This window comes from Deltaproteobacteria bacterium (assembly GCA_019309545.1).
GTDB lineage: Bacteria > Desulfobacterota > Desulfobaccia > Desulfobaccales > Desulfobaccaceae > Desulfobacca_B.
In genome coordinates, this window is the sequence record JAFDGA010000003.1 from 71,218 (window position 1) to 95,351 (window position 24,134).

16 protein-coding genes are annotated in these 24,134 nt (G+C 52.8%); 12 read left to right on the forward strand and 4 right to left on the reverse strand.

Annotated features, from left to right (window positions below; all coding sequences use genetic code 11):
* Positions 1-132 precede the first annotated feature (132 nt).
* From JRG72_01545 to JRG72_01560, 4 genes are all read left to right on the forward strand, one after another.
* Positions 133-774 carry an MBL fold metallo-hydrolase gene (locus JRG72_01545; GenBank protein ID MBW2133905.1) on the forward strand — a complete coding sequence of 214 codons (642 nt, stop codon included), beginning with the start codon at positions 133-135 and terminating at the stop codon, positions 772-774.
* 198 nt (positions 775-972) lie between these two features.
* Positions 973-2,415, forward strand: a complete 1,443-nt coding sequence (locus JRG72_01550) for a PAS domain S-box protein (GenBank protein ID MBW2133906.1) — start codon at positions 973-975, stop codon at positions 2,413-2,415.
* A 416-nt stretch (positions 2,416-2,831) separates the two neighbouring features.
* Positions 2,832-4,376, forward strand: a complete 1,545-nt coding sequence (locus JRG72_01555; protein ID MBW2133907.1) for a response regulator — start codon at positions 2,832-2,834, stop codon at positions 4,374-4,376.
* A 416-nt stretch (positions 4,377-4,792) separates the two neighbouring features.
* On the forward strand, positions 4,793-5,566 hold the full coding sequence (locus tag JRG72_01560; GenBank protein MBW2133908.1) for a GHKL domain-containing protein: 774 nt from the start codon (positions 4,793-4,795) through the stop codon (positions 5,564-5,566).
* Between the two features lie 69 nt (positions 5,567-5,635).
* Here the strand turns inward: JRG72_01560 and JRG72_01565 are convergent, their stop codons facing one another.
* The 4 genes from JRG72_01565 to JRG72_01580 all read right to left on the reverse strand — a co-directional run bounded on the left by JRG72_01565 (position 5,636) and on the right by JRG72_01580 (position 14,522).
* A complete protein-coding gene (locus JRG72_01565) occupies positions 5,636-6,967 on the reverse strand; it encodes a M48 family metalloprotease (GenBank protein ID MBW2133909.1) in 1,332 nt (443 codons plus the stop codon).
* On the reverse strand, positions 6,964-11,358 hold the full coding sequence (locus JRG72_01570; GenBank protein ID MBW2133910.1) for a tetratricopeptide repeat protein: 4,395 nt from the start codon (positions 11,356-11,358) through the stop codon (positions 6,964-6,966). Before JRG72_01570 ends, JRG72_01565 begins: the two co-directional genes overlap by 4 nt.
* Positions 11,348-12,931 (reverse strand): glycosyltransferase, encoded by a 1,584-nt coding sequence (locus tag JRG72_01575; GenBank protein MBW2133911.1) that lies wholly within the window; start codon positions 12,929-12,931, stop codon positions 11,348-11,350. Before JRG72_01575 ends, JRG72_01570 begins: the two co-directional genes overlap by 11 nt.
* Before the next feature lie 589 nt (positions 12,932-13,520).
* Positions 13,521-14,522, reverse strand: coding sequence for an NAD-dependent epimerase/dehydratase family protein (locus JRG72_01580; GenBank protein MBW2133912.1), 1,002 nt, complete (start codon positions 14,520-14,522; stop codon positions 13,521-13,523).
* A gap of 212 nt (positions 14,523-14,734) precedes the next feature.
* Here JRG72_01580 and JRG72_01585 point away from each other — a divergent pair, with 212 nt between their 5' ends.
* The 8 genes from JRG72_01585 (at position 14,735) to JRG72_01620 (ending at position 24,124) form a co-directional block, all read left to right on the forward strand.
* Positions 14,735-15,952, forward strand: a complete 1,218-nt coding sequence (locus JRG72_01585) for a hypothetical protein (GenBank protein ID MBW2133913.1) — start codon at positions 14,735-14,737, stop codon at positions 15,950-15,952.
* Positions 15,949-17,040 carry a hypothetical protein gene (locus JRG72_01590; protein MBW2133914.1) on the forward strand — a complete coding sequence of 364 codons (1,092 nt, stop codon included), beginning with the start codon at positions 15,949-15,951 and terminating at the stop codon, positions 17,038-17,040. The genes JRG72_01585 and JRG72_01590 overlap by 4 nt, the downstream gene beginning before the upstream one ends.
* Complete coding sequence (locus tag JRG72_01595; protein ID MBW2133915.1) at positions 17,040-18,050, forward strand: glycosyltransferase family 4 protein; 1,011 nt, start codon at positions 17,040-17,042, stop codon at positions 18,048-18,050. The genes JRG72_01590 and JRG72_01595 overlap by 1 nt, the downstream gene beginning before the upstream one ends.
* Positions 18,051-18,121: 71 nt before the next feature.
* Positions 18,122-19,486 carry a BCD family MFS transporter gene (locus tag JRG72_01600; GenBank protein ID MBW2133916.1) on the forward strand — a complete coding sequence of 455 codons (1,365 nt, stop codon included), beginning with the start codon at positions 18,122-18,124 and terminating at the stop codon, positions 19,484-19,486.
* A 4-nt stretch (positions 19,487-19,490) separates the two neighbouring features.
* On the forward strand, positions 19,491-20,816 hold the full coding sequence (locus JRG72_01605) for an extracellular solute-binding protein (protein MBW2133917.1): 1,326 nt from the start codon (positions 19,491-19,493) through the stop codon (positions 20,814-20,816).
* Between the two features lies 1 nt (position 20,817).
* Entirely contained in the window at positions 20,818-22,548 is a 1,731-nt protein-coding gene (locus JRG72_01610; GenBank protein MBW2133918.1) for a hypothetical protein, read from the forward strand.
* The gene (locus JRG72_01615; protein MBW2133919.1) at positions 22,545-23,369 is read left to right on the forward strand and encodes an ABC transporter permease; all 825 of its coding nucleotides are present in this window, start codon (positions 22,545-22,547) and stop codon (positions 23,367-23,369) included. Before JRG72_01610 ends, JRG72_01615 begins: the two co-directional genes overlap by 4 nt.
* Complete coding sequence (locus JRG72_01620) at positions 23,366-24,124, forward strand: hypothetical protein (GenBank protein MBW2133920.1); 759 nt, start codon at positions 23,366-23,368, stop codon at positions 24,122-24,124. The genes JRG72_01615 and JRG72_01620 overlap by 4 nt, the downstream gene beginning before the upstream one ends.
* Positions 24,125-24,134: the final 10 nt, after the last annotated feature.

Here is a 24,134-nt window from a genome sequence, read left to right on the forward strand (position 1 = left end):
AACCAAAAGGTTATTATTTTGACTCAGCCTCGAGGACAGTAAGATAAAGATCAAGAAAAGCGTTGACAGAACAGCTTGATTTTACCAAAATCATTCGATGCTTAGTCTAAAATCAGAGGTGGATTCATGGGGCTGATTATCGAGGCCGTCGAAGTAGGGCCCATGCACGTCTTATGTTATGTATTAGGCTGTGACCGCCGCCGGGAAGGGCTGTTGATCGATCCGGCCGCGGCATCGGACGCTATTGCGGAAGCGATTCAACGGCATCGCCTCCATATCCGCTGGATTGTCAATACTCATGGCCATCCCGATCATACTGCCGGTAATGAATATTGGGCCTCCCGGACCGGGGCCCAGACGGTGATCCATCACCTGGATTGGGATTTCTTTACCACCCCGGAAATGCAACAAGCGGCTCAGCAGGAGGGCTTTTTGCCCTTGACCGCAATTGATCTTAAGGTTGGCGACGGTGATCGGCTGACCATAGGAGAAGTGGAATTTACCGTACTCCATACTCCCGGACATACGCCTGGCTCTATCTGTCTTTATACCCCTGGCCACCTGTTCACCGGCGACACCCTCTTTGTGGGCGCGGCGGGACGGACCGACTTGCCGGGAGCCTCCTTGCAATTGCTTATCCGATCTATCCAAGAAAAAATCCTGCCATTGCCGGAGGACACCATCATCTGGCCCGGACATGATTACGGGGAGACCCCGACCTCCACTTTACGGGAAGAAAAGGAAGACAACCCTTATATAACTGACTTCTTATGAGGGCTGCTACACGATCTGATAAACGGGTCAGAGGACGGCGGGATTTTCCTCTTATTAATGAAAATCTTTAAGAATAGTATATAATTTAAGAGGATTGATTAATTGCTCCTGGGGAGGCATGAAGGGGTACAGGTTACAGGTCGATTGGTTTGTTCGTGCTGATTTTCCAATCCAAACCCCTAAGCTTAAGGTCTGACCATGAGTGAAGGAACCCGGCTCATTTGCCGCATTTTGGATAGCATCAGAGATGACTATATCCTAGTGGTCAACCAGGAACGGCGCATTGTCTATGTCAATACCCCTTTTCTGGAGCACTTCGGCTACCGCCGGGAAGAGATCGTCGGCAAGCTCTGTCACGAGATGTCCCGCCCTTTCCATGAGCCTTGCACTGCGGCTCAGGGTCAATGTCCTCTGGACAAAACCTTATCACTGGGTAAACCCCAAACGACCATCCTGACCCGGATATGGCATGGTCAAAGGTTATCCTACGAAGCCATGTTCTATCCCCTACAGGACGAGGGGCTGGTAGGCCCTATGGTGGTCGGGGTTTTTCGAGATATTACTACCAAACGACAACTGGAACAGGAACTGCGCCATCGGCACGAATTTGAGAGCCGCCTCATACGGATTTCCATCGATGGCATCATCGCCAATGACCGTCAAGGCAATATCCTGATTTACAATGAAGGTGCCCAAAAAATTTTAGGATATCGCCCGGATGAGGTGATCGGCAAACTCAATGTGGCCCAGTTATATCCCCCTGGTTTAGCCCGGGAGATCAAAAAGAAGATTTATTCCGAAGACTATGGCGGCCCGGGGAAACTGGAAAATTTTGAGACCGTTTTGAAGGGTAAAGACGAAATTTTAGTGCCGGTCTGGCTGTCGGCCTGCCTGATTTATGAGGATGATCAAGAAGTTGGGGTGGTAGGGTTCTTCCGGGATATCTCCGAACGCAAGCGAATGGAAGAAAAATTGCTGCAAAATGAACGCCTGGCCACAGTGGGGAAAATGGCGGCCCACATTGGGCACGAAATCAAAAATCCCCTAATGCTGATCGGCGGTTTTGCTCGGCAGGTACAACGTTCCGCCTCCCTGGACGAAAAAGACCAACGCAAGCTGCAAATCATCCAGGAAGAAACCGAGCGATTAGAAAGATTTCTCACTGATTTAGGCAGTTTTACCAGGGTCAGTGCGCCTCACAAAAAGCCCGGCGAGATTATTGCTATAATCCATGATGTCGCTGAAATGATGGAACCTAGCTTCAAGGAGCAAGAGGTGGAATTCTCCCTCCAGCAGCCTTCCGAGGTGCCGATTTTTTCCTTTGATTCGGGTCAACTGCGGCAGGTGTTTTTAAACCTCTTTAAAAATGCCTTAGAGGCTATGCCCACCGGAGGAGAGCTCAGGGTTCAGGTAGAAACTGTTGATCATGATCTGCATTTGATTGTTGCGGACACCGGTCAGGGAATCCCGCCCCAGGTCCAGAAGGAACTTTTTAACCCGTTTTTCACCACTAAAGATAAAGGAACGGGGTTGGGGCTAGCCATTTCCCGACAGATAATTGAGCAACATCAAGGGGATATTACTATTGAGAGCGAGGTCCGGCGCGGCACCCGGTGCATTATCAGGCTTCCCATGGAATAGCCCTGCCATCGTCAACCAGAATCGATAGCAATGATTCATCTGTACCTGGCAGAGTGGAACACTTGGGTCAACAGTCGACCCTTTGGGCTGGCGAGTTACATCAAGTCGAATGTTTTAAAGATGAGCAGCGAAAATGCCGATAAAAAGTATAATCTTTTATTCAGTTCATAAAATCACTGAATTGGGAGCAGATAAAAACTGATCTTGGGAGAGGGGCTGGCGGCCCCGGCCCTCCTCCCGAATTAACCTTTAAAGTGCTTGAGGTAATATTGGGATGATACTGTCTTAAGACCTGCCTGAAACCAGTAGCCCAAAAGATAACCAGGTAATTCTCTTAGCATCTCCAAAACTTCCTTGTAAAACCGAGAAGGTTATCAATTTGCTGTTTATTTGCCATTAGTAGTTAGCCAAGCGTTATGGAAGAAAAATTTAACATTCTGGTTGCTGATGACGAGCCGGAAGTCCTGGCCATGTTGGGAAATTTAGTGCAGGCTTTGGGTCGAGAATATAATGTTTTCCTGTCGGCTAACGGCTTTGAAGCTTTGAAGATCTTAAAGCAGACTCCGATTGATTTTGCCTTTCTGGACCAGCATATGGCCGAAATCAGTGGCCTGGAACTCTTGGAAAAGATACGCCAGCGCTACCAGAATGTGCAAGTAGTATTGATCACCGGCCAACCCTCCTATTCACTGGTCCTGGAGGCCTGGCGCCATCAGGCCTCCGATTTCCTGCTCAAGCCGGTCAGGTTAGCAGACCTTAAGGCCGTGATAGAAAAGTTAAAATCCCAGAAATCCTCCCGCACCCAGACCTTGACTCTCATCCATTCGGGTCCAGGAACCGAGCTGATTGAAAATCTCCATGGTCAGATAGACCGGTTAACCCGGGAACAACATATTCTCATCGAAACCTTTACCAGTCTGGGACAGGTGCGCCAGACTGAGGAGCTTTACACCAAGATTCTGGAGATGGCCCTCAACCTTACCGATGCCCGTCAGGCCCATTTTTTGTTGTTTGACCAGGAGCATCAGCGGTTGGAGCCAATAGTCAGTTTGGGAAACGGTGAATTAACCCCGGCTTTCCGGGAAGCAGCACAACAGGTAGCCGGCGATCATAATCCCGTTTTTATCCAGGGCCGGAGCAACAATTATCAAGGCCGGGAAATGGGAAGGATCGGCTTGGCCCTACCCCTCCGGGTGCGAGGCGAACTATTCGGGGTTTTGGTGGTCAGCCATAAGGTGAACCGAAATTTTGACTCTGATGATATGTTGATGTTAAACTTGTTGGCAGAGCGCTCTTCCCTGGCAATAGAGAATATGGCCCTCTATGAAAGTGCATTTTCCAACCATTATGAAACCTTGCGGGCCCTGGTTAATTCTTTGGAAGCCCGCGATCCCTATAGTTACCACCACTCCGAACGGGTCACCCAGTTAGCCCTGCGGTTTGCCCAAGAGTTAAAACTGCCACCGGATCAGCAGGATGCCATTCAAGTTGCTGGTTTACTACACGATATCGGCAAGGTCGGGATCAGAGACGCCATTTTGCTCAAACCAGGGAAACTTACCCCGGAAGAGCGGTCGATCATCCAGACCCATCCTCTGGTAGGGGAACGGATCGTCGAACCTCTGGGGTTGCTCCCAATCGAGAAGGCCATTATTCTCTACCACCATGAACGCTGGGATGGGTGCGGTTATCCGTGCCAGCTGGCCGGTAAGGAAATCCCTTTACTTTCCCGGATCGTGGCCTTAGCTGATACCTATGATGCCCTTACTTCCAACCGACCGTACCGCGACCCTTGGCCTCATAAAGACGCTCTGACCGAAATCCTGGCTAATGCTGGCAGCCAATTCGACCCTGAACTGACCCGCATCTTTGTCCAAATAATGGAAAAGCCCTTTCCCACCCCTAAATCCCCCCATACCCAGACACCCAAGGACTTTTCTCGCAGATCCATGAGGGACTAAATAAATCCGTCGGTAAAACAACTCCGGCTAGACGAAATCTTATGGCCGGGCTGGTTGTTCCCTCCCGGATCTATTAAACTTTAATAATCCCCTGCTGGCAATCAGTTATCACTCGGAACATTTATTACTCGGGTCAATGAATGGGGGTTAGAAAAAAGCTCTTGGGAGAGGGGGGCAGGGCTCCCTCGGCGGTCCCCCGGCCCTCCCCACAGATTAATCTTTTATTTCATGTTGAAGAACCCGCCGACCCAATATATGGCATGTTTTGTGCAAAATTTTTTCTGAAAAAATTGTGCCGGACCGGACTATAAAAATTTTGGGGTTAATGTCGCCAGAGATTCCGGCCGATGAACCTTCTAGCAGGGAAGTGGCATAACGGTTTCAAACCTTGGCGTTGGCGAACTTGGGAGTTTTAGATGGATGAGCGAGAGCGTCTGCTACGGGAATTAGTTCGATATTATCGACATTCCGCAGTAGGACAACGGTGCACCGGCATTGTGCATAACTTCAATACCCCTTTGCAGGTGCTTTCTCTAAACTGTGAGTTGCTGCAGCGTAAGGCGGTCGAGGAACAGGCCGAACTTTCACCTCGGTTACCACCAGAGTTACGCCCCGAATGGGAAAAATTGTTTCAATATCGGGAAGACAAGCTCCTGCTTTTTAAAGAGGAAATCAGAAAACTGCACCATCTGGCCCAACTAATTGTCAATCAGGGGTTACACGAGGATCAACCCGGGCGTCAGTTACTCAATCTCAACGCCATTATTCAAGAGGAACTGGAACTCTTCCAGGCTGACCGCTTTTTTAAGCATATGGTAGAAAAGCGGTTCCGTTTTGATGAAAACCTACCGTCGCTGTCGGGCTATTACATTGATATTAGCCAAAGTTTTCGCCTGCTGGTTGATAATGCTCTGGAGGCTATGGAAAGCGTCGAATTGCGGGTTTTGACAGTGGAAACCGTTGTAGAGGGAAGGGACCGGATTATTAGAGTCGGCGATACCGGGCCAGGGATTGCACCCGAGGTTCTGCCTCAAATTTTTGAGCCGTTTTTCACCACCAAGGACACCCCCCAAAATCCCCGAGCGGGATTGGGCCTGTATATGGCCAAACGGCTGCTGGCCCCTTACCATGGCCGCATTCAGGTCCAAAGCTCCCCCGGCAACACCTGGTTCACGGTTATTTTACCGTAAGGACAGCAAGTTACTCTCCGACCCGGGACCGAGGTCTGACTGGGTGCCAATCATCTGCCGGGCTGTTGATTATTGCGTTTCTATCGGAACCCTACCCAGATCGGGGGACTGTAAAAAGACCTCGGCCGCCCTTCCGACCTTGAAATACTGGGCCACCTTTTTTAGCCGGGCCATACGTTCCAGAGGGGCCGGATGCGAGGCCAGGAAATAGGTCCGTTCAAAGGGATCGTGCCCCCGGGCCGTCATCCGTTCAAAAAGCGCCAGGGCTTTATCTATATCGTATCCGGCCTGGTAGGCGAACCACAAACCGTAGGTGTCGGCCTCCCGTTCCAGGTCGGGGGAAAACACGCTAACCGTGACCCGGCGTGCGGTCAGAATGAAGAACGGGGAAGGATAAATCCGGTAGGTTTCTAAATTTAAGAGGCGGTTCAGATGGAAGGTGGCCACACCGCTGACCACCCTGCCGATCAACTCGCCCAATTGTCTCTGACCAGTGGCTATTAAAAGATGACCCAAAATCTGGTGAGCCAACTCATGTCCGATGACAAATGCCAGTTCATCGTCGTTGATACAGAGGTTTACCAGACCCGATGACAGGATGATCTGCCCCGGCTCGGCCCAAGCATTGATGGCGTTGCTTCTGGTATTGACAAAAATCGCATATTCGGCCGGCAGGTGCTGGGGGTAGAGAATTTTTTTGAATTTTTGGTCACCTCGTTGGATTAACAGCTCTACCGCCCCGGTGAGATAGGATCCCCTGGCTTCCATGGCGATGTGTTTCACATCCATAAGAAGCGCCACCAATACTTCCCCGGCTGAAAAACCGATTTCGAAATTTCCTCTCAGAGGAATGCGTTCTTCGGACCAGGGAGCATAAAATCTGGTCGACCAAGGATAAAGGTAAGAATAGAGATTAGTATAAAGGTATTTATCGGCCCAATAAATAAAGTCTCGACCCAGAACTTCCTGAAATCCAATGCTTATATAGACATTGCGCAAAAGATCACCGGTGACTTTAATGAATCTATCCCACTCCTCGGCAGTAGAGAACAATGGCCAATTATTAATGGCCAAGATGATATCTCCTTGTCGAAGCCCGGCTTGCGCGGCAGGAGAAGGATGCCAGATATTATCAATGATAATTTTTTGGGTGGCAGTGACCCACCAATCAAAGCCCAGGAAGGGGTAGGTTTGGCCATGCATCTGGGGAGCGGTGGCCAGGACTCGCAGAAAGGTTTGGGATACTCTCTCCATAGACCAGTTTTTGTAAGGATGACGCAGGGTTGCCGCCAGTTGGCAAGTTTCTACTTCATGGCCGGTAGGGGTGGGGCGGGTGACCTCGGCGCAAGCAACCGGCAAACAGAGGAAAAAGCAGAGCCATATCCGGATAGATAGCTTCAAAAACGGCAACCAAGGGCAAAACCGACGTTTAACAGGCGATAATTGTCTACCCATTCCTTAAAATAAAAGACGTGGACATTGGTATAAAAGTTCTGGAGGAATTCCCATTCCAAAGCAGCCAGACCTTGTAAGGCGGGGCCCCACTCCGAGTGCTGACCGACTGCCTGCCCGGTTCCCTGCAGGATCAAAGTCGGCAGGCGGAAAATCTGACGGTCAAAATCCAGCCCCAGACCAAAAGCCCGATAGGTGCCGGGACTGAAATAGGCTTCTTTACCCCGGCGATAAGCTGCCACGTACAGATGGGGGGTAAGTTCTAAATGCATGCGCGGCTGGTGGACCGCCTGCCAGGAAAGCCCTTGATACAGGGTCAGACGCTGGTTATGGTCGGAGAACTGGGCAGCACCCAGATTGCCCCGCCAGGCCCAACCCGGACGGAAGCGGTAATCATGCGATATTTCCGCCTGGTGCAGGGTAGTAAGCTGGAACTGCTGCAAATCGAGGACAGATTGGTAAAGCCGCGGATAGACATGAGCCTCCTGGTCGAACAGGTCTCGCCGGGAATATTTGATATTAAAATCGATGCTTGCTCCGACCGGAAAGTTTACCTCCAAAGAACCGAACAGGCGGTCACGATGATCTTTTTCGGTTATTTCATAAAACTTGTTGACGCTTACCCCCGGGCCGATAAATTCCTTGCGCACCATGGTCCGGTCTATCCGCTTCCAATAGCGCCTGGCGATGATTTCACCGCTGATCTGAACCCGCTCTCCCACTGGCAGTGGACCGAGGCCCAAAGAGACTTCAGCCCGCCGCCAGCGGCAGTTCTTTTCGGCCACTTGGCGGAGCTCGTCTGGCGTCAAGATGACCCCCGGCCCCACATCGCCGGGACGAACCCGGTCAATATTTTGATTGTACTCTCGATATTCGGCGGCCAATTCCAGGGGCAGCACCTTGGAAATCCAAAAGCTTCCAGAAAGCCGGGTCATTCCACCATAAATTTTGTTGCTGTCCTCGAACCACAATAATTGGGGCACCACCGGCAGACCCATATCTACCAGAAAGCCGGGCAGGTAATTGCTCAGGCCCAAGCCTTCTGGCCGCCAGCTCCAGCGCTGGAGCATCGGCGGCCACCAGTAAAATCGGCCAGAAACTCTGGGCTCCCGGTCAAAACGGGAAAATTGTGCAGGCCGCATGGCCTCTTCGGGGCGACGTTGGCCTCGGGCAAAAGAAAAACCCCGGGAGGCGATCTGGGGCCGCATCCGCTGCCGGATATCTTCCAGCTCGTTTAAAAGCTGACGATCCTGGGGTGCTTGCTGCAAGGCCGCCGCGAATTTTTTATAGGCTGCGGACCAGTTGCCATTAAGGCGGGCCAGCCGGGCCTGGGCCACCCGAACTACCTGGGAATCGGGGACGCCATGGATGATCTGTTGGTAAGCGGCCCGAGCCGCCCCCTGGTCAGCCATCGCCTCCAGCGTCTGAGCCTTTTCCATTAATAGCTGGGCTTGAGAAATCCCTTGGCCACCCCCCTTACCAGAGGTGGACTTGACCGGCGAGCCCGTTTTATTAAAAAGAGACGTACTATGATCCCCGCCTTGGGCCAGGCTAGCTACGGCGGGATTTTTAATTTTCCGGTAGTCTTGGGTTTCTAACAGCTCCAGGGTTTGGAGAGCCTGCTGATAATTCCCCTGACTTCGATAGGCTTGGGCCAGCATGAGCAGGGCCCTGGGCCGATCCGAATGCGAGGCGGGAAAATCACTGAGCATAGCGATAGCCCCCTCGTACTGGCGGCGGTAAAGATAGACCTGCGCCATCTCCAGCCTGGTTTCGGGTCTCTGTGGTTGAGATTCCAGGACCTTCAAAACCTTGCCAAAATCCTGCATGGCCATCAGGTTCTGCATCCGCAGGGCGGCCAGGCGCTGATCCTGGGGGCGCAGCTTCAGGGCCTGGCGATAATAATATTCTGCACTGCGGGGATCCCCTAAATCTATAGCCAGATTGGCCAGATAGACCAGGTCGGCTGGATTGCGAGGCCGATGTCGGCGACGCCGTTCTTTCAGGACATTCTGCAAATAATCGAGTCTGCCTCCGTGACGGCCCAGTTTGCTGGTGAAAAAACAGAGCGAGGCGATATATTCCGGAGACCCGACCCGAATACGAGGGATACGATAAATTAGGGCGCGAAGGTCATCATAGTGGGTGAGGCGGGGCATTAGGTAGGCTAGCATCAACAGTGTCGCATGGTAATGGCGGCTGCGGGTGATGCCCTTGGTATAGAGATTATCAATCAACAGATCCACCGCCTCTCGGCTAACGGCAGGGGTGGTCTCCAGATCAGGATGGTGACACAAGGCCCGCGCCACCCAAGTGCGTTCTTCCAGGCTGAGTTTGCCCCGATGCTGGGCCTCCTGCGACCAGCGCCGGGCCTCGGCCCAGTCATTGGCCAGCCGGTGCCGATTAGGGAATTGGGAGCTATAAAGGCGCAAGGCCAGGCGGTTGGCCTCACCCCAGTCCTTGTTGGCCAGGGCAGCCTCGATAAAGGCGGTTTGCAGCTCTCGATCCCACAATAACTTTGATTGATCAAACAATTCCGGGTTTGATTTTTCCTTCCCTTCCCCTGCGACCTCAGGAGGAGGCTTTGATGGAACGCGGCGTAGCACTTCCATGGCCTCTGGGCCGCGTTGGAGATAGATCAGCACCCGGGCCTTCTCTATCTGCGCCTGACGGTCGTTGGGCACCTGAGCCAGATACCGTTCGTATTGGGCTAAAGCATTATCCAGATTCCCCGACCAGAGATAAAGCCGGGCCTGTTCCCGGAGCAGTTCCGGTTCCGACGGATTAGGGGAACAGCGCTCCAGTTCAGCTTCAGCTTCAGCCCATTTTTGCTGGGCGATCTCTCGTTTGTGCTTATCCCGCTCAGCGCCCCAGCTCTGCGCCTGCTGCAACAGAACCCCGGCCCGCCTCAATCGCAGCTGGGGGTCATCTTTGAGTTTCAAGGCCTCCTGGTATTGCTGGGCAGATTTATCCAGGGTGTCAGAATCGTATGACAGAACCTCCGCCAGTTGCACCCGAACCGCCACATCCTGTGGATGCCTCTCTAGGTAAGCTTCATAATATTGAGCTGCCTTATCCCAGTGTTTCTGATAGAAATGCATCTGTCCCAGAAATAACAGTCGTTGGGGATTTTTTTGGCGATCCACCGGACCAAGAATCTTGACCGCCTCCCGATAGCGATGAGCATAGGAATAAGTCAGGGCCGCCTCCCAGCGCTGCTCTCCTCGAATCAGCTGGCGGCGTTCGGCCTCCTCCCACATGGCCGCAGCTTTGGCAAACTGCCGCTGTTCGGCATAAAGCCGGGCCAGATTAACAATGGTCTCCTGGTGCGTATCGCCGCCATCCCAGGCGGCTTTATAGGCCTTCAGGGCTTGGGCATGATCCCCGGCCAGCAACAGCTCCAAGGCACGCCAGCGGAGCAGTTTAGGCTCCGGTTGGCCCCGCATCAAGGGAGCCAACACCGCGGCGGCTTCGGCATGGTTGCCTTTTTGCGACCAGAGTCGGGCCAAGGCCAGGGCATATTCGGTTTTGCCGCGTTCCTGAGCATATAACCGCAGATAATGGGTGATGGCCTGGTCCACCTCCTGGGCGGCGTCAGCCACCTGAGCCGCTTCCAAACGCAGTGCCTGGTTGTCCGCTTCGATTTCCAGTAACCGCTGATAGATCGGCACCGCGGCCTGATAGTCCCGGTTCCAATAATGGAGCAAGGCCAGCTGATGCAAGGCCTGGGGATTATTGGGGAACTCTGCTACTTCGGCCTCTTGAATGGGAATGGCTTCCTCATAATGGTTCAGCTCCACCAGCAGATCCAACAATTGCCGCCGTATCAAAGGATCATGCGGATTGAGCTGGTACAGGCGGCGGTAATAATTCAGGGCCTGGGGGCGGTAAGACTGGTAGCGACCGACGAAATTGGCCGCAAATTGTAAGGTACTGGTATCTTCGGGATAATTGGTGAGGTAAGTATCCAACAGGTTCAGGGCCGCCGCATGCTTACCCAGTTGTTTCAAGGCCTCGGCCTGTCCCTTGAGAGCATCAGTAGCAGTGGCCTGCTGAGAGCAGACTTGGCGAAAGACCTCCAAGGCCTCTTGGGGCTGGCCGGCTTTTAGATAAAGCCAGCCCAAAAAGGTTCCATAGCCGGTGTTGGCCGGCTGCCGTTTATAGGCTTTTTGAGCGTACTTGAGGGCTGGTTGCAGTTCCCCCCGCTGAGCGGCTTGCTGCGCTGATTGAAATAAGGCATGCGCCGAGCGCCAGAAATCTGGATCCTGATGCCAAATCAACGTCAACAACAGGCCCAAGAAAACGGCGATGCCTGACAGCCAGATGAGTCTAGGATTCAAACCCATACACCAACCGTGGATCCATGCTGGGACTCCACTGGGGTTTCCGAAGTCCCAGGATTACCATCTCCCCCAGGACCCAGATGGTAAAGGCTGAGAAAAGAGCGTTCGTGGCGATCAACCGCAGTGGAGCCCAGCCATAATAAATGGAGATAAATGGCAAAGCCAGGTGTAAGAAAATTATCCCCAGATGAGGTAAGATACATATGGCACTGCCAGACGCAGTGCCGGGGGTAACATTATTGGGTCGATAAAGCGGCTTGCGTCCCGGTAGATACCATAGCGCCGCCAGGATGCCCAAGGCATAAACGGGGAAAAGTCCGCAGAGAATTTTAAACTGTTTTAAGGCCGCCTTTTTAAAAAACAGATAACGGAAGCTCAAGATGGTTAGCAGGAGATATCCCCCTCGAATCAGGAGAAAAGCCCACTCCTGTCCCTGGAGAAAAGAAATACCCTTGTAATAGCAATAAAGGGGGATGGCATAAAAAATCGGCAATACCAAACCGCTGATTAGATAAGTGACCATGATGATGAGGAAATGGAGGCGTTGGGTCAGATTGAGACCTTTTTTGATTAAAGGGTTGTCCCAGAAAAAGACCCGCATGGCATCCAGACACCACTGGAAGCGCTGCCGATATACCCCTCTCAAGGTCTCGGGAGCCAGACCTCGGGAAAGAATATAGGGAAAGTAGATGCCCTTCCAACCGCGGCTTACTAATTCATAAGCAGTGGTCAAATCTTCTACTATGTTCCAGGTTGCAAAGCCGCCCAGCTCTTCCAGGGCCTGGCGGCGATAAAGGACTCCAGAGCCACAGGAGATCACGGCGTTAGCCTGATCGTTGCTCACTTGGATGATTTCATAAAAGATTTCATCCCGATTGAAGAAGGGATCATCCTCGGGCAGAAAGAAACTTTGCTGACTTTGGACATAAGCCACCCGGGGGAGGGTAAAAAATCCAATCATACGGCTGATGATATCAGGCCTAGGCACCTGATCAGCATCGAGGACCAGGATGATCTCTCCCTTACTGAGGCTGAGGCCGAAATTAAGATTACCGCTCTTACTATCGGTTATCGGCCAGCCCTCCAGTAGGCGTGAATGATAATGGAAACCCAGAGCTTGGGCCAGGGTAGCTAGGGCGGGAAGGCCACTGTCATCCAGAACATAAACCTGGTAGGACTCATAGTCGAGATTTTTAACCGCGGCCAGAGTGGTCTGAATGACCGGCAGAGGTTCGCCACAACAGGTAATAAAGACATCGACCGAATAGCTCCCCGGCGCTTTCAGACCTTCGGGGCGATGGAAGCAAAGCCGCCAGATATTGAAGCCCAAAAGAAATAATAAGAAATAGGCCAGGCTCTCTGCGGCTAGGAAGATATATGCATGAAGTTGTCCGCTCCAGTAGGTTTGCCCGGCCAGCCAGCACAGGTAAACACAGCCGCTGACCAAGGTAAGCACCGAAAAGAATTGGGCCCGCAATCTTCGGGAACGGTCTTTAATGGCGAGGTAACGCTGATAAGCCAAGTTTTGACGCCAGTCAGCCCAAGAAATCTCAATCGAGTTGCCTTCCATGGCATAAATCTCCGAAGATTATTAGGAGCGCCGTAATACCTAAGCCTAGGTTACCCTCCGCGTGGCAGTCGCTTAGAAAAGGAAATTTTGCCTGACAAGAGTCATTGTCAAAAGCCTGCCTTTTGGCCAGTTAGCCAATAATCGGCAGTTCCTGAACCAAAAAAATAATTAAAATTTACATTACTATAGGTTAAATTTTTTTGTCAATCTATTTTAACTTTAATGTTCAAAGTATTCTGCCATAAATGGAAAAGCTCCGCATAACCGCTCAGACCAGTCAGTAATTAAGAGGTCCAGGCAAGGAGGTAAAGGGGAATAAAGTGAAGGATTGTCTCTTAAGATGATTGGGCGGGTTTGAAACTGGCCGCCTCCTTAGTCTTTTCCATCCTTGGAAAAGGTGCGGGTCCCAATTAAGTTGGCACAATCCGACCGGAAAGCGGCCCTCCTGGCTTCAAACCCGCTAGAACTAGTTCTGAGATTATTCATTTATAATATAAAAACGTAATAGTGTCAATAAATATAATTATATATGGTTAATATTTGGAACATTGATCGAATGTTCAATGGCTGAAACATTATTTGATTAATTTTATTGACGTTGGGATAAGTTATGATAGGTCAGATACCATTGGACAAACCGAGGAATCCCGGTTTCGATGGCGGTGGCAGGTTGAAATGCCAGTTTGGCTTGGGCCCGGCGGATCTCGGCAAAAGTAGCCGGGACATCACCGGGTTGAATAGGCAGGAGTTCCTGGATGGCCTTGATTTTTAGTTCATTTTCCAACAAGGTGATAACCCGCTGGAGTTCTTCAGCCTGATGGTTACCCAGGTTAAAGATTTCGTACAACTCCAGGTCGGGGACCAGCAGAGCCGCCACAACTCCCTGGACGATATCGTCGATATAAGTAAAATCGCGGCGCATATGCCCGTAGTTGAAGACTTTAATGGGTCTGCCGGCCAACATCGCCTCGGTGAAAAGCCACATGGCCATATCCGGCCGGCCCCAGGGACCATATACCGTAAAGAACCGCAAACCCACGGTAGGCAGGCTATAAAGATGGGAATAGACATGGGCCATCAGTTCGTTGGCTTTTTTGGTGGCCGCGTACAGACTGATAGGCGTATCAACCCGCTGCTCTTCACGGTACGGGAGATCGGTTTGACCACCATAGACACTAGAACTGGAGGCATAGACTAAGCGCTCAACTGTGTAACGTTTGCAAAGTTCCAATAGGTTGAGGAAACCCTCCAGATTAGCCTTTTGATAAGCAAAGGGGTTGATCAGGGAATAGCGGACCCCGGCCTGCGCGGCCATATGGCAGATTTTCTGCGGTTGGTAAGCTCGAAAGAGTTGGTCCAGGGTGGTCAGATCAGTGAGATCAGCCTTTATTGAGTTAAATTGCGGGAACCGACGCAACTGTCGATCCCGATCTTGCTTTAAGATGGGAGAGTAGTAATCGTTATAATTGTCCAGGCCGATCACCTGTGCCCCCTGGCTCAGAAGATAGTGACTGACATGATAGCCGATAAACCCGGCACTGCCGGTGACCAGATAAGTATGATCTTTGATTAGCGGAAGCCACTCGGACATTTTGTTTAACCCTTCCCTAGTTATTACTACAAGCATTTAAAGAATTAATTTTAGGTATGTTAAGAACTGAGCAACAACATAAAATGGAGACCGCGGAAACCGCTCTGCACCCAATTAGGTAACTTAGCAGACCTATTAAGAAATCGCAAGCCCATTGTCGCTGCATAATCCCCTTGACTCATCGGACCCAAAGGGTTAACCTTGTCAAAATTATGCGCTACTGTATAGCTATCCCCACTTTTTGGACCCATCCCTTCGGGACCGGGCCCGGAGAGATTATTTACGACCATCCGACCCCGCTTTATAACCGCGGAACTTTGCGGCGGGCCCTGGATAGCCTTACCCCTCTGGTATCGGACTCGGTCCAGGTAGTGGTTGTGGCTACCGCCACTTCTCCCCGGCTCGAGGCCGCGATGGCCGCTCAACTCCAGGAAATCCTGGAATCTCCACCGCTTCCCTACCGGGTGGTCACCTTTACCGCAACTGAGCTGGCCGCCTTGAAGGATTTCCTCCATTCCCATGGGCAGGAGCATTGGGTCGGTTTGCTGTCTTTATCGGGGTACTCCCAGGTCCGCAATCTGACCCTGATTCTGGCCAATATTTTGGAGGCCGAGGTCCTGGTCAGCCTGGATGACGATGAAATCATTGCTGATGCCAATTTTTTAGCCAAAATCGCAGAAGATTTTGCCTTACTGTCTTCAGAGCATCCGGTGTTTGGCCTGGCCGGGATTTATCAAAATCCGGACGGCGGTGTCTTGTTGCCGGAACCTGACGCGGCCTGGACCATTTATTGGCCCAAAATCCGCTGGATGAACGCGGCATTTCAGGACTTGATTCTGGCTGGGTCCCGACTCAAACCCAGCCCTTTGGCCCTCGGTGGCAATCTCGCTCTGAGCGCCAGACTGTTCCGACAACTTCCCTTTGATCCAGCCATCCCTAGAGGAGAAGACATCGACTATGTGCTAAATGCGCGTATGTTTAAGATACCGTTTTTTTTAGATAATACTTTGACAGTCATCCATATCCCGCCTGATCAACCACATCCCGAATGGCTGCGCCTGCGCCAGGACCTGGCCCGATTCCTCTATACCCGGCGTAAGTTGCGGGACCAGGAGCCGCGACCGGGCATGGCCCGGGTAACCGCGGCCGAACTTAAACCCTATCCGGGCAATTTCCTGGAGGACGATTTGGAACACCGGGCCTTTCAGAGTCATACCCTGTTGGCCCTGGAATATCTGGCCCAGGGTATGCTGCAGGCGGCCCAACTCACCCTGGAAAACCTGGCGCTGATTTCCGAGGTCGACCGGCCCCCCTCCAACGCCTTGCAGGCTTATTTAGAGGTAGTCTCTGACTGGCAGGCCCTCCAGTCCTGGCTGGCCCGGCCGGAGGTGGCGGCCGCGGCGCGCCAAGTGCTGTGGGGGACTCCTTGAGCCGCGGCCCAAGGCTGATCAAACCAGGGGACTGGGAGCGGTCCGCGACCTTGCCGGCCTTGGGGCTGTTGCCGGTGGGAAGCATTGACCGGAAGGAGCTGATCGCCACCAAGCAGACCAGAAAAGTTCCGGTGCACGTCGTCTTCCCGGTCGGGACGGCCCGGGAAGCAGCTAATTTAGCCCGTCTGGTGGCAATTCTGGAACCCCTCCAACAAACCCTGATCGATCAGGTCTGGATTGCCTTCGGAGGACAACGGCCTGGTAACTTAGCACGACTGAATCAGACCTTCCCAGGGGTTCGATTGTTCCAGGCCCGGAAGTTTTTGCCCCCTGATCAACATCTGGATCGGCTGGGCAAAGGGGCTGTCATGCGAGCCTTCCTTTACTACCTGATCACTCAGGAAGGGGTCAGCCCGTCGCAGGCAGTAGTAGAGTTTATCGATGCCGATATCCGCCCGCGATATTTTAATCACCGCTGGGTGATCGATCCGGTCGGAGCGATTCTCTGGTTTGATGCTGTGGAAGTAGCCAAGGTAGTCTATCAGCGGCCCCGCGGAGGCCGGTTGAACGCCATCTACCGGTCATTTTTGGCTCTATGTCCGCATCCGGGGGTGCAGGCCTTACAAAAATTAATCTATCTGCTCTCCGGGGAGATAGCTGGAACCTTAAAATTCTGGACCGCCTTGCCGTTCAAAAGCGGCTACGGGATCGAGACCGTGATCCTGCTGTCTCTGGCCCTAAATCGTTTAAATTTGGTTCCCGGAACCGATGACCTAGAGCACCTGGTGCAAATTTATCTGGGTCAGATGGACCATCGCCATGCTCCCCTCAACTCTACGGCAAAGAAACGGGGGCTGGATCAGATGGCCGGCAATGTTTTTCATACCCTGGAAGAAATTCTGGTGGAGGCTGGAATCCTTAATTGGCAGCCAAGTCCTCTACCCGAGCCCATGCTCAACCTTCCGGTGCCGCAGTCACAAGTCGAGGCTCCGCCTGACTGGCTCCAGGTCCCAATGGCTGACCTGACCCTGCCGCCGTTAGCCACCCGACCGGAAATTCAGGCCATTTTAGGGCACGGAGGCAGGTGATGCACATCGCTCAGATCGCGCCGCCCTGGATTCCAGTACCGCCTCCAACCTACGGGGGCACGGAGTTAATGGTGGCGCTATTAAGCCGCGGTTTACTGGGATGCGGACAAGAGGTGCAGCTGTTCTGCTCGGGGGATTCCTTATTTCCCCTGCCCCATCACGGTCCTTATCCAGAAGCTTTCTGGCCTCCAGATAAATTTTCTGAAAATCTGCATCTTTCTTATTCCTGGGCCCATTTGCGGTCCGAGCCTCCTCAGGTGATTCATTCCCACCTGGAAAATGCCGCCGGCTTTTGGGCCGCGGGACCGCCTCCGGCCCCTCTGGCAATTACCCTTCACACGCCCCTGACCCCGGTCAAGCAAGATTATCTGCTGCATTTTCCCCAAGTCCACCTGGTGGCTGTCAGTAATTTTCAATATCGCCAACTTCTGGGACACCCCCGGCGGCATCTGATCCCGCACGGCCTAGACGTGGGTGACTATCCCTTTGAGGCGCAAAAACAGGATTTTCTTTTGTTTTTAGGCCGCATATATCCTGATAAAGGGTTGCACACCGCCATCCGACTGACCCAAGAGATCGGCGTGCGGCTGGTGATTGCCGGGCCGGTATTTGGTCCTGACCAGCCTTATTTTGACCAGGAGATCCGGCCCCGGGTGGATGGGGAGCAGATTATCTACCTGGGTCCGGCGAATTTTACCCAGAAGGTAGCCCTGCTGGGCCAGGCCCGCGGGTTGGTGCTGCCCCTGGAGGTGGATGAGGCCTTTGGACTAGTGCTGTTAGAGGCTATGGCTTGTGGCACTCCGGTTTTAGCCTATGATCGCGGCGCGGTTTCCGAAGTGGTAGCCCATGGCGAAACCGGCTTTGTAGTCCGGACCTATGGGGAATTACGGGACGGTTGCCGCCGATTAGCAGAATTAGACCCTTTCCGTTGTCGGGAACATGTGAGTCAAAAATTTTCTTTAGAACAAATGGTAGAGGCCTATCTATCCCTCTATGAACAGATGCAATGACTTATTACTCCAAGTATCTAAAAGGTTAATTTAAGGGGAGGACCAAAAGCCCCCTCTCTCCAAAATACTAGATGATAATTTCTCCCCTGGTGCTGAAATTAGGGATGGTTCGTTTTGCCACCTCATTATTGGTGGTAATGTTAGCCAATGTCCTCAATCGGGTATTGATTGTTGAACTTCAGGTGTCGGCCTCTGTGGTTACCTTTAGTTTTGCCTTCCAGCACCTGATGACCCCCGTCGGCCTGGCAGCCGGTTATTTTTCTGATACCCGGGCGATCTGGGGTTGGCGGCGTCTGCCTTATATTTGGGGCGGGATGGCTTTGGCCCTGTTCGTCATGCCCTTTTTCCCACTCTGGGGCCGGGCCCTGGCGGTAGCGCCTCATAGTTGGGTGGTGCTGTACCAAGGGGTGCTGCTGTTTTCCCTATTTGGAGTCGGCACCACGGTGTCGGCCACGGCTATCAATGCCCTGCTGGTGGACCAGATCCCGGAAGCAGAACGTGGAGCGGCGCTTACCCTGGTGTGGATCATGACCCTGGCCGGGTTTATTGTCGGTTCATCCCTGTTGCAACATTTGTTGCCCCTGTATAACCCGGCCTATCTGGATGAGGTCTTTGGATTCGTCACCTTCCTGGCCCTGCTCATAACCCTCTGGGGAACCTGGGGAGTGGAAGGCCAGGGTGGGGTTACTCAACCCCAACCGCCGAGCTTTCCCCGACTATGGCCCACGCTGCAACTTTTGGCCGGCAATGGCCAGGCGCTGATTTTCTTTGCCTTCTTGTGGGCCTCAGTCTTTTTCCTGGCCATCCAAAGTTTTATAATAACCTCTTACGGCGGTGAGGTATTGGAGCTGCCGGTGGCCGAAACCACCAGATTCGGGATCTATACCTCCTATGGCATCCTCATCGGGATGGTGGGAATTAACCTGCTAATGCGTCGCTGGCAGAGCCTGGGAGATAAGACCATCCTGGCCGGCGGTCTGATCTTGAGCAGCTTGGCTTTTGGCCTGCTTAGCCTGACCTCTTTCTGGCCGGAGTTGAGTCTGGGGATCTATTCTTTGTGGCTGCTGGGGTTGGCCCGGGGGTTGTTTAACGTGGGCATTTCTTACCTGACCATGAGTCTGGCCCCGGCTGCTTGCAGCGGGGTTTTCATGGGTTTATGGAATCTGGTAAGCGGCCTTGGACTGGCAGGTGGGGAAATGGCCGGAGGGATTTTGAGAGACCAGGGTGTGCAGAGGTTGGGAAGTGTCCACTGGGCTTATGGCCTGGTTTTCCTGTTGGAAGGAGTCGGACTGCTGAGTTGTTTAGCCCTGTTAATTCCCTTAAATCGAGAAAGGTACTGGCAACGCTACACGTTTTTGGTTGCCAGCCGGTCTAATAAACCGGATAATTTTACCGAGTTTGCCAAAATCACCAAAAATCCTGAACATCAGCGGTGACCGAATGTTTCGGCTCCTCCTGATAATCATCCTTTGCTTCCTGGGTTGTAAAACTCCCCAAGCTCCTGGCTCGCGGGAGACGATCACTTATACCTTTGATAATCAGATCCAGAAATTGATCTGCCATCTGGCCCAAGAGCATCAGATTCCGGCTTATCAGGATTTTGATCGCCGCTTTAAAGGGCTGTTCGTGCCTGAAAATCTGCTCCCCTACGAGCCTTTTGTGCTGGCTCTGTCTACCGAAAGCAAGATTCCCACCGTGCTTTTATTGGATGCCCCCTGGGTTCGTCGTTACGCTATGGCCGGATGGCTTTATGAAATGGAGCGGACCGGGGTTTTTTCCAAAGACGACCTGGTCCCGGCCGTAGCTGAAGCCTTTTCGGTCTCAGTGCCCGAAATCACCGGCCTGTCGAAAGCGGAGTTGATGGCAGTTCCCATTTCCATAAAGGGCAATATTCTGTTTTACCGACAGGATCTGCTGAGTCGCTACCACCAGGAGCCCCCCCGAGACTGGGCCGGGCTAAAGGCCGTTTGCCAGAAAATTCTGCCGCAGGAACCATCGCTGAAATATGGGTTAATCTTCCATGCGACAAATTTTATCAATGATTTCTATCCGATCCTCTGGGGGTTTGGCGGTGCCATCCTGGACGGCCAGGGTCATTTGGTCCTCAATCGGCCTGAAGTCCTGGCTGCCGGCATCGAGGCCCTCCAGGAAATCTGTAAAATGTCAGGAACTCTGGCCCCCAGTATCAGGGAGTTAAAAGAATTTGAGGCTCCCCAAAGCCTGCGTCAGGCCTTTTATCGGGGTGAGGCGTTGTTCATGATTAACTGGAACACCCGCATGCAAGACCTGAAGGAGATTATCCAGCAAGGCGACAGGCCAACCCCTTACTCCTTAACCGATCTCAACCAGGTGGGAGTAGCCCCCATTCCTTGTCGCGCCGGTCATCCCCACCGTTATTCTAATGTCGGTTCCTTTGGCTGGGGCATCAATCGATTTGCCATCACCAATCACCTGATCATGGCCACCGCCAGGCAGTTTATTAACCTGGTGACCAATGACCGCTTTCAGGTGCTGGCGGCTGAGACCCTGGGTCAGATTCCAGCTCTGCAGAGTGCCTTGACGCAGGTCAAAAACAAAGAGGTCTGGCAAGTATACCAGGCGACCTTTGCCCTTGTCGATTTAGTGCTGCGTCCCCGGCCCCAGAGCCGGATAGTCAATAATATCTTGGAAAAATATCTGTTAGAGGCCCTGCATGGCCAGAGTTCTCCTGAGGCAGCTCTGACCGCCGCCAGCGTTGAACTTCAAGGGGTGGTGAGGAAAGAGTAAAATGGCCAAACCTTTGCTTCCTCCCCGGGAGTCCCTTGGTTACCGTCTCCTGTCGTTAGGCGCTGCCGCCTTTATTATCTACCTCGGCGTCATGCTGTTGTTTTTTCCTTTGCTGCATTTTACCCTTAAGGGTCTGTTGGACCGCACCATCAAATCCATTGAGGAAGAGAAAGAGAATGAGGCTACTACTATTGCCCGGCTCATGGTGCTGGAGTTTTCTCACCTGAGGGAATTGTTAAAAGTCAAACCTGGGGGGGAACAACAGATTGATCAGCTGGTTAAAAGGCTGTTATGGGAAAAAGTCACCTTCAATGAGGTCATCGAAGGAATTGAACTTATTCATGGTCCAGGGGATGCCGAAGGCCGTCATTTGACTTACTGGTATTATCGCCGGGAAGAGCCGGAATTGCAGCCCATGACTGGTCCCGAAAGAGGTTTGAAAAAATTCTCGGGATCGGAAAGAAAATTGATCGATAAGATTAATGATCAACAATGGGTCGATAAAAACCTCTTGGAATCAGTCAACCGCGGTCCGAAAAAGGAAGGAGAAATGTTGCTCCGCTACTTCCCCATATATGTGCCTCTCCCAGACCGGGGAGCACTCTACTGGGGGGTAGCTAAAATCGGCGTTGAGGTCGATAGTCTACGTCGCCTGAAACTTTTTCAGAGCCAGGAGGGAAGTAAGATCCGTAATACTGTGGCGTTGGAGATTATGCTGAGCCTGCTGAGCTCCGGCCTGCTGGCCCTGATAGTAGTCTATTTTTGGACCCGCAAGATAACCGAACCGCTGTCCCACCTCAGCCGGGTGGCTTATGCCCTGGATACCGACCGGAGTGCGGATCTGGATTTATGGCTTGCCAATCTGGAACGGGTCGATCCTCAGGGGCAGGTTGAAGTGACCAATCTGCGTCAGGTGTTGATGCGCCTGGCCCAGGCAATCCAGAAACTGGGCCAGCAATTGGTCACGGCTGAACGTCAGGCTTGCCTGGGGCGAGTAACAACCGGAATTTTTCCGACGTTAAAGGCCCAGAGCCAGGACTGCCTGGAACTTCAGGCTATGTTAATGGAAAAATCCCAGATCCTGATCAATCTATTAAAGGTTTACGAATCCCTACCCTCTTTGAGCGCCAGCCAGCGGGAGGAAATGCGTCAGGTGCGGGAGCAACTGGAGGTTCGCGGCGACCGACTCTCACTCCAAAAATGGCGCGATCTAGCCACCGGCCTGCATACCCTCGATTCCCAACTCCAGGATTTAGGGCGCTTTCTGAAGCCGCCGGAGACGGTATGGAAACCCTTCCGCCCTGAAGTTAGTCTGACTCAGGCCTTGCATCTGATTGCGCCGGCCTTGCCGCCGGGAGTAACAATCAGCCGAGAGCTGGGAAGGTTGCCATCGATTTGGGGCTGCCAGGCTGACCTAGCCCAGGCCTTTCTTTTTCTGTTGGATTATGCCAGCCAAGAACTGGAGCCGGGCGGGGAGTTAAATATCCAGGCTAACCAGCCCTCACCGCATCTGGTGCAATTCAGCCTGGCGTTCTCGGGGCCGCCCAAATCCGAAGTCGATATCAACCGACTGTTAGCTCCTTTCCAGACCGGTACCCCACCCCCAACTCACCTGGGTCCGGCACTGGCCGCAGCCATCTTCCGCCAGCACCGCGGAGACCTTGCCATTAAGCTCCGGGAGACCGGCGGGGTGACTTTTTGGGTTGAACTTCCAGTTGCCGGTGCAGAATGAGCCTAACCGCCACCGCCTCCAAAAGACGTTATGTGCCGATTGAACCGCTGGCCCGCTGGTGGACCGGATTACGCCGTCATCTGAGCGTAATACTGGAGATCTTTGCTTTGTTTTACCGCTTATTGCTGGCCACCTTTTCCAGCCGCACCGGTTTTCCTTTGCTCCTGCGGGAAAGCGCAAGGCAGGTTTATCTTACTGCGGTCAAGGGTGGTTTCTTGGTAGGTCTTACCGCCCTCATTTTAGGGCTGCTGGTGATTGTCCACACCACGCCACACCTGATCGAAATCCAGGGAGAGGAATTTATTGGGCAACTTCTGGTAATCATTGTCATCCGGGAGGTGGGGCCGGTGCTCACTGCCTTTTTTGTCTTACTGCGTTCGGGCACTGCCATCATTGTCGAAATCGGCATCATGGCGGTTGGCCGGGAACTGGAGGCTCTTCAGATCATGGGCATTGACCCCCAACGCTTTTTGGGCTTGCCCCGGTTTTGGGGTTTAACCGCCAGCATGGTGGCCTTGTTTATCCTTTCTGCTATTACCGCGGTATTAGGCGGTTTTATCTTCGCGCAAATATTCGCCGAAATCTATTGGGAGGGATTTTGGCTATCTTTGCTCAATGCCCTGGGCTGGCTGGACCTGATGGTAGGCCTGGCTAAAGTCATCCTGTTTGGTATGCTGATCGCCACGGTCTCGCTGTATTGCGGTCTCCAGGCCGGGAGGCAACTAAATTCGGTGGTTCGTCAGACATCTCAAGGGGCAGTATTGAGCCTGCTGTTCTGCGGGGCCGTGGACGCCTTTCTGAGCTCGGTTTTTTACTTATGAAGACCAAATCACTTCGGATAGGGACTGAATCCTTGATTCAACACAGCCTGCTGCTGGACCAGGTGATTTTACCCCGGCACCCGCCCGATTGGCCGATTCCTCTGAACCTGACCTTGGGGTTGAAAGAATTTTTAATAATTGAAGGTTTGACCCCAGCAGGAGCCCAGGAATTGCTATCCCTGGCCGCCACTTTGCAGTTCCCCACCCAGGGCCGGGTCCGGTATTGGGGACAGGAGCCAGCCCAGGGTTCCAGGCCTGAACTCTATCGACTGCGCCGCCGGATCGCTTATATCAGTCCGGGACAGGTTCTGCTGGGGCGTCTGACCGTAGTAGAAAATATTACGCTGCCGGCGCGCTATTTTCAGCAGCGGACTATGAAAGAAATTGTCCGGGATTACTCCGATCTGATTGAGCGGCTGGAGTTGACGCCTTATTTTTCCTGTTACCCGGCGGAACTCCCGGCCGATATTTATTCCCGGGTACTGTGGGCCTGTGCCTTGATCAAGAAACCAGAATTAATCCTGGCGGCACCCTTCAGCTCGCCCATTACCCTAAAAAATAATCATCTAATTCTATCGCTGTTAAGGGATTACCGGGAGCAGCATCGAGGTGCCGTATTACTGGCCGGCCCAGACCTGCAAGCGGCCCGGCCCTTGGCCGACCGCCTCTTACGGCTGCAAGCCGGTCGTTTAACGGAAATCCGGGTTCCCGGGCATGCAGCCCCTCCGGTAACCCCATATCTTTCTTTTTTATGAAGTGTATTTC

Excerpts from the sequence above, each read along its gene's own strand:
- JRG72_01595 (MBW2133915.1), top strand. The coding sequence starts at position 17,040 with ATGCACATCGCTCAGATCGCGCCGCCCTGGATTCCAGTACCGCCTCCA.
- JRG72_01580 (MBW2133912.1), bottom strand. The coding sequence starts at position 14,522 with ATGTCCGAGTGGCTTCCGCTAATCAAAGATCATACTTATCTGGTCACC.
- JRG72_01610 (MBW2133918.1), top strand. The coding sequence starts at position 20,818 with ATGGCCAAACCTTTGCTTCCTCCCCGGGAGTCCCTTGGTTACCGTCTC.
- JRG72_01600 (MBW2133916.1), top strand. The coding sequence starts at position 18,122 with ATGATAATTTCTCCCCTGGTGCTGAAATTAGGGATGGTTCGTTTTGCC.
- JRG72_01605 (MBW2133917.1), top strand. The coding sequence starts at position 19,491 with ATGTTTCGGCTCCTCCTGATAATCATCCTTTGCTTCCTGGGTTGTAAA.
- JRG72_01575 (MBW2133911.1), bottom strand. The coding sequence starts at position 12,931 with ATGGAAGGCAACTCGATTGAGATTTCTTGGGCTGACTGGCGTCAAAAC.
- JRG72_01555 (MBW2133907.1), top strand. The coding sequence starts at position 2,832 with ATGGAAGAAAAATTTAACATTCTGGTTGCTGATGACGAGCCGGAAGTC.
- JRG72_01615 (MBW2133919.1), top strand. The coding sequence starts at position 22,545 with ATGAGCCTAACCGCCACCGCCTCCAAAAGACGTTATGTGCCGATTGAA.
- JRG72_01550 (MBW2133906.1), top strand. The coding sequence starts at position 973 with ATGAGTGAAGGAACCCGGCTCATTTGCCGCATTTTGGATAGCATCAGA.
- JRG72_01560 (MBW2133908.1), top strand. The coding sequence starts at position 4,793 with ATGGATGAGCGAGAGCGTCTGCTACGGGAATTAGTTCGATATTATCGA.
- JRG72_01620 (MBW2133920.1), top strand. The coding sequence starts at position 23,366 with ATGAAGACCAAATCACTTCGGATAGGGACTGAATCCTTGATTCAACAC.
- JRG72_01585 (MBW2133913.1), top strand. The coding sequence starts at position 14,735 with ATGCGCTACTGTATAGCTATCCCCACTTTTTGGACCCATCCCTTCGGG.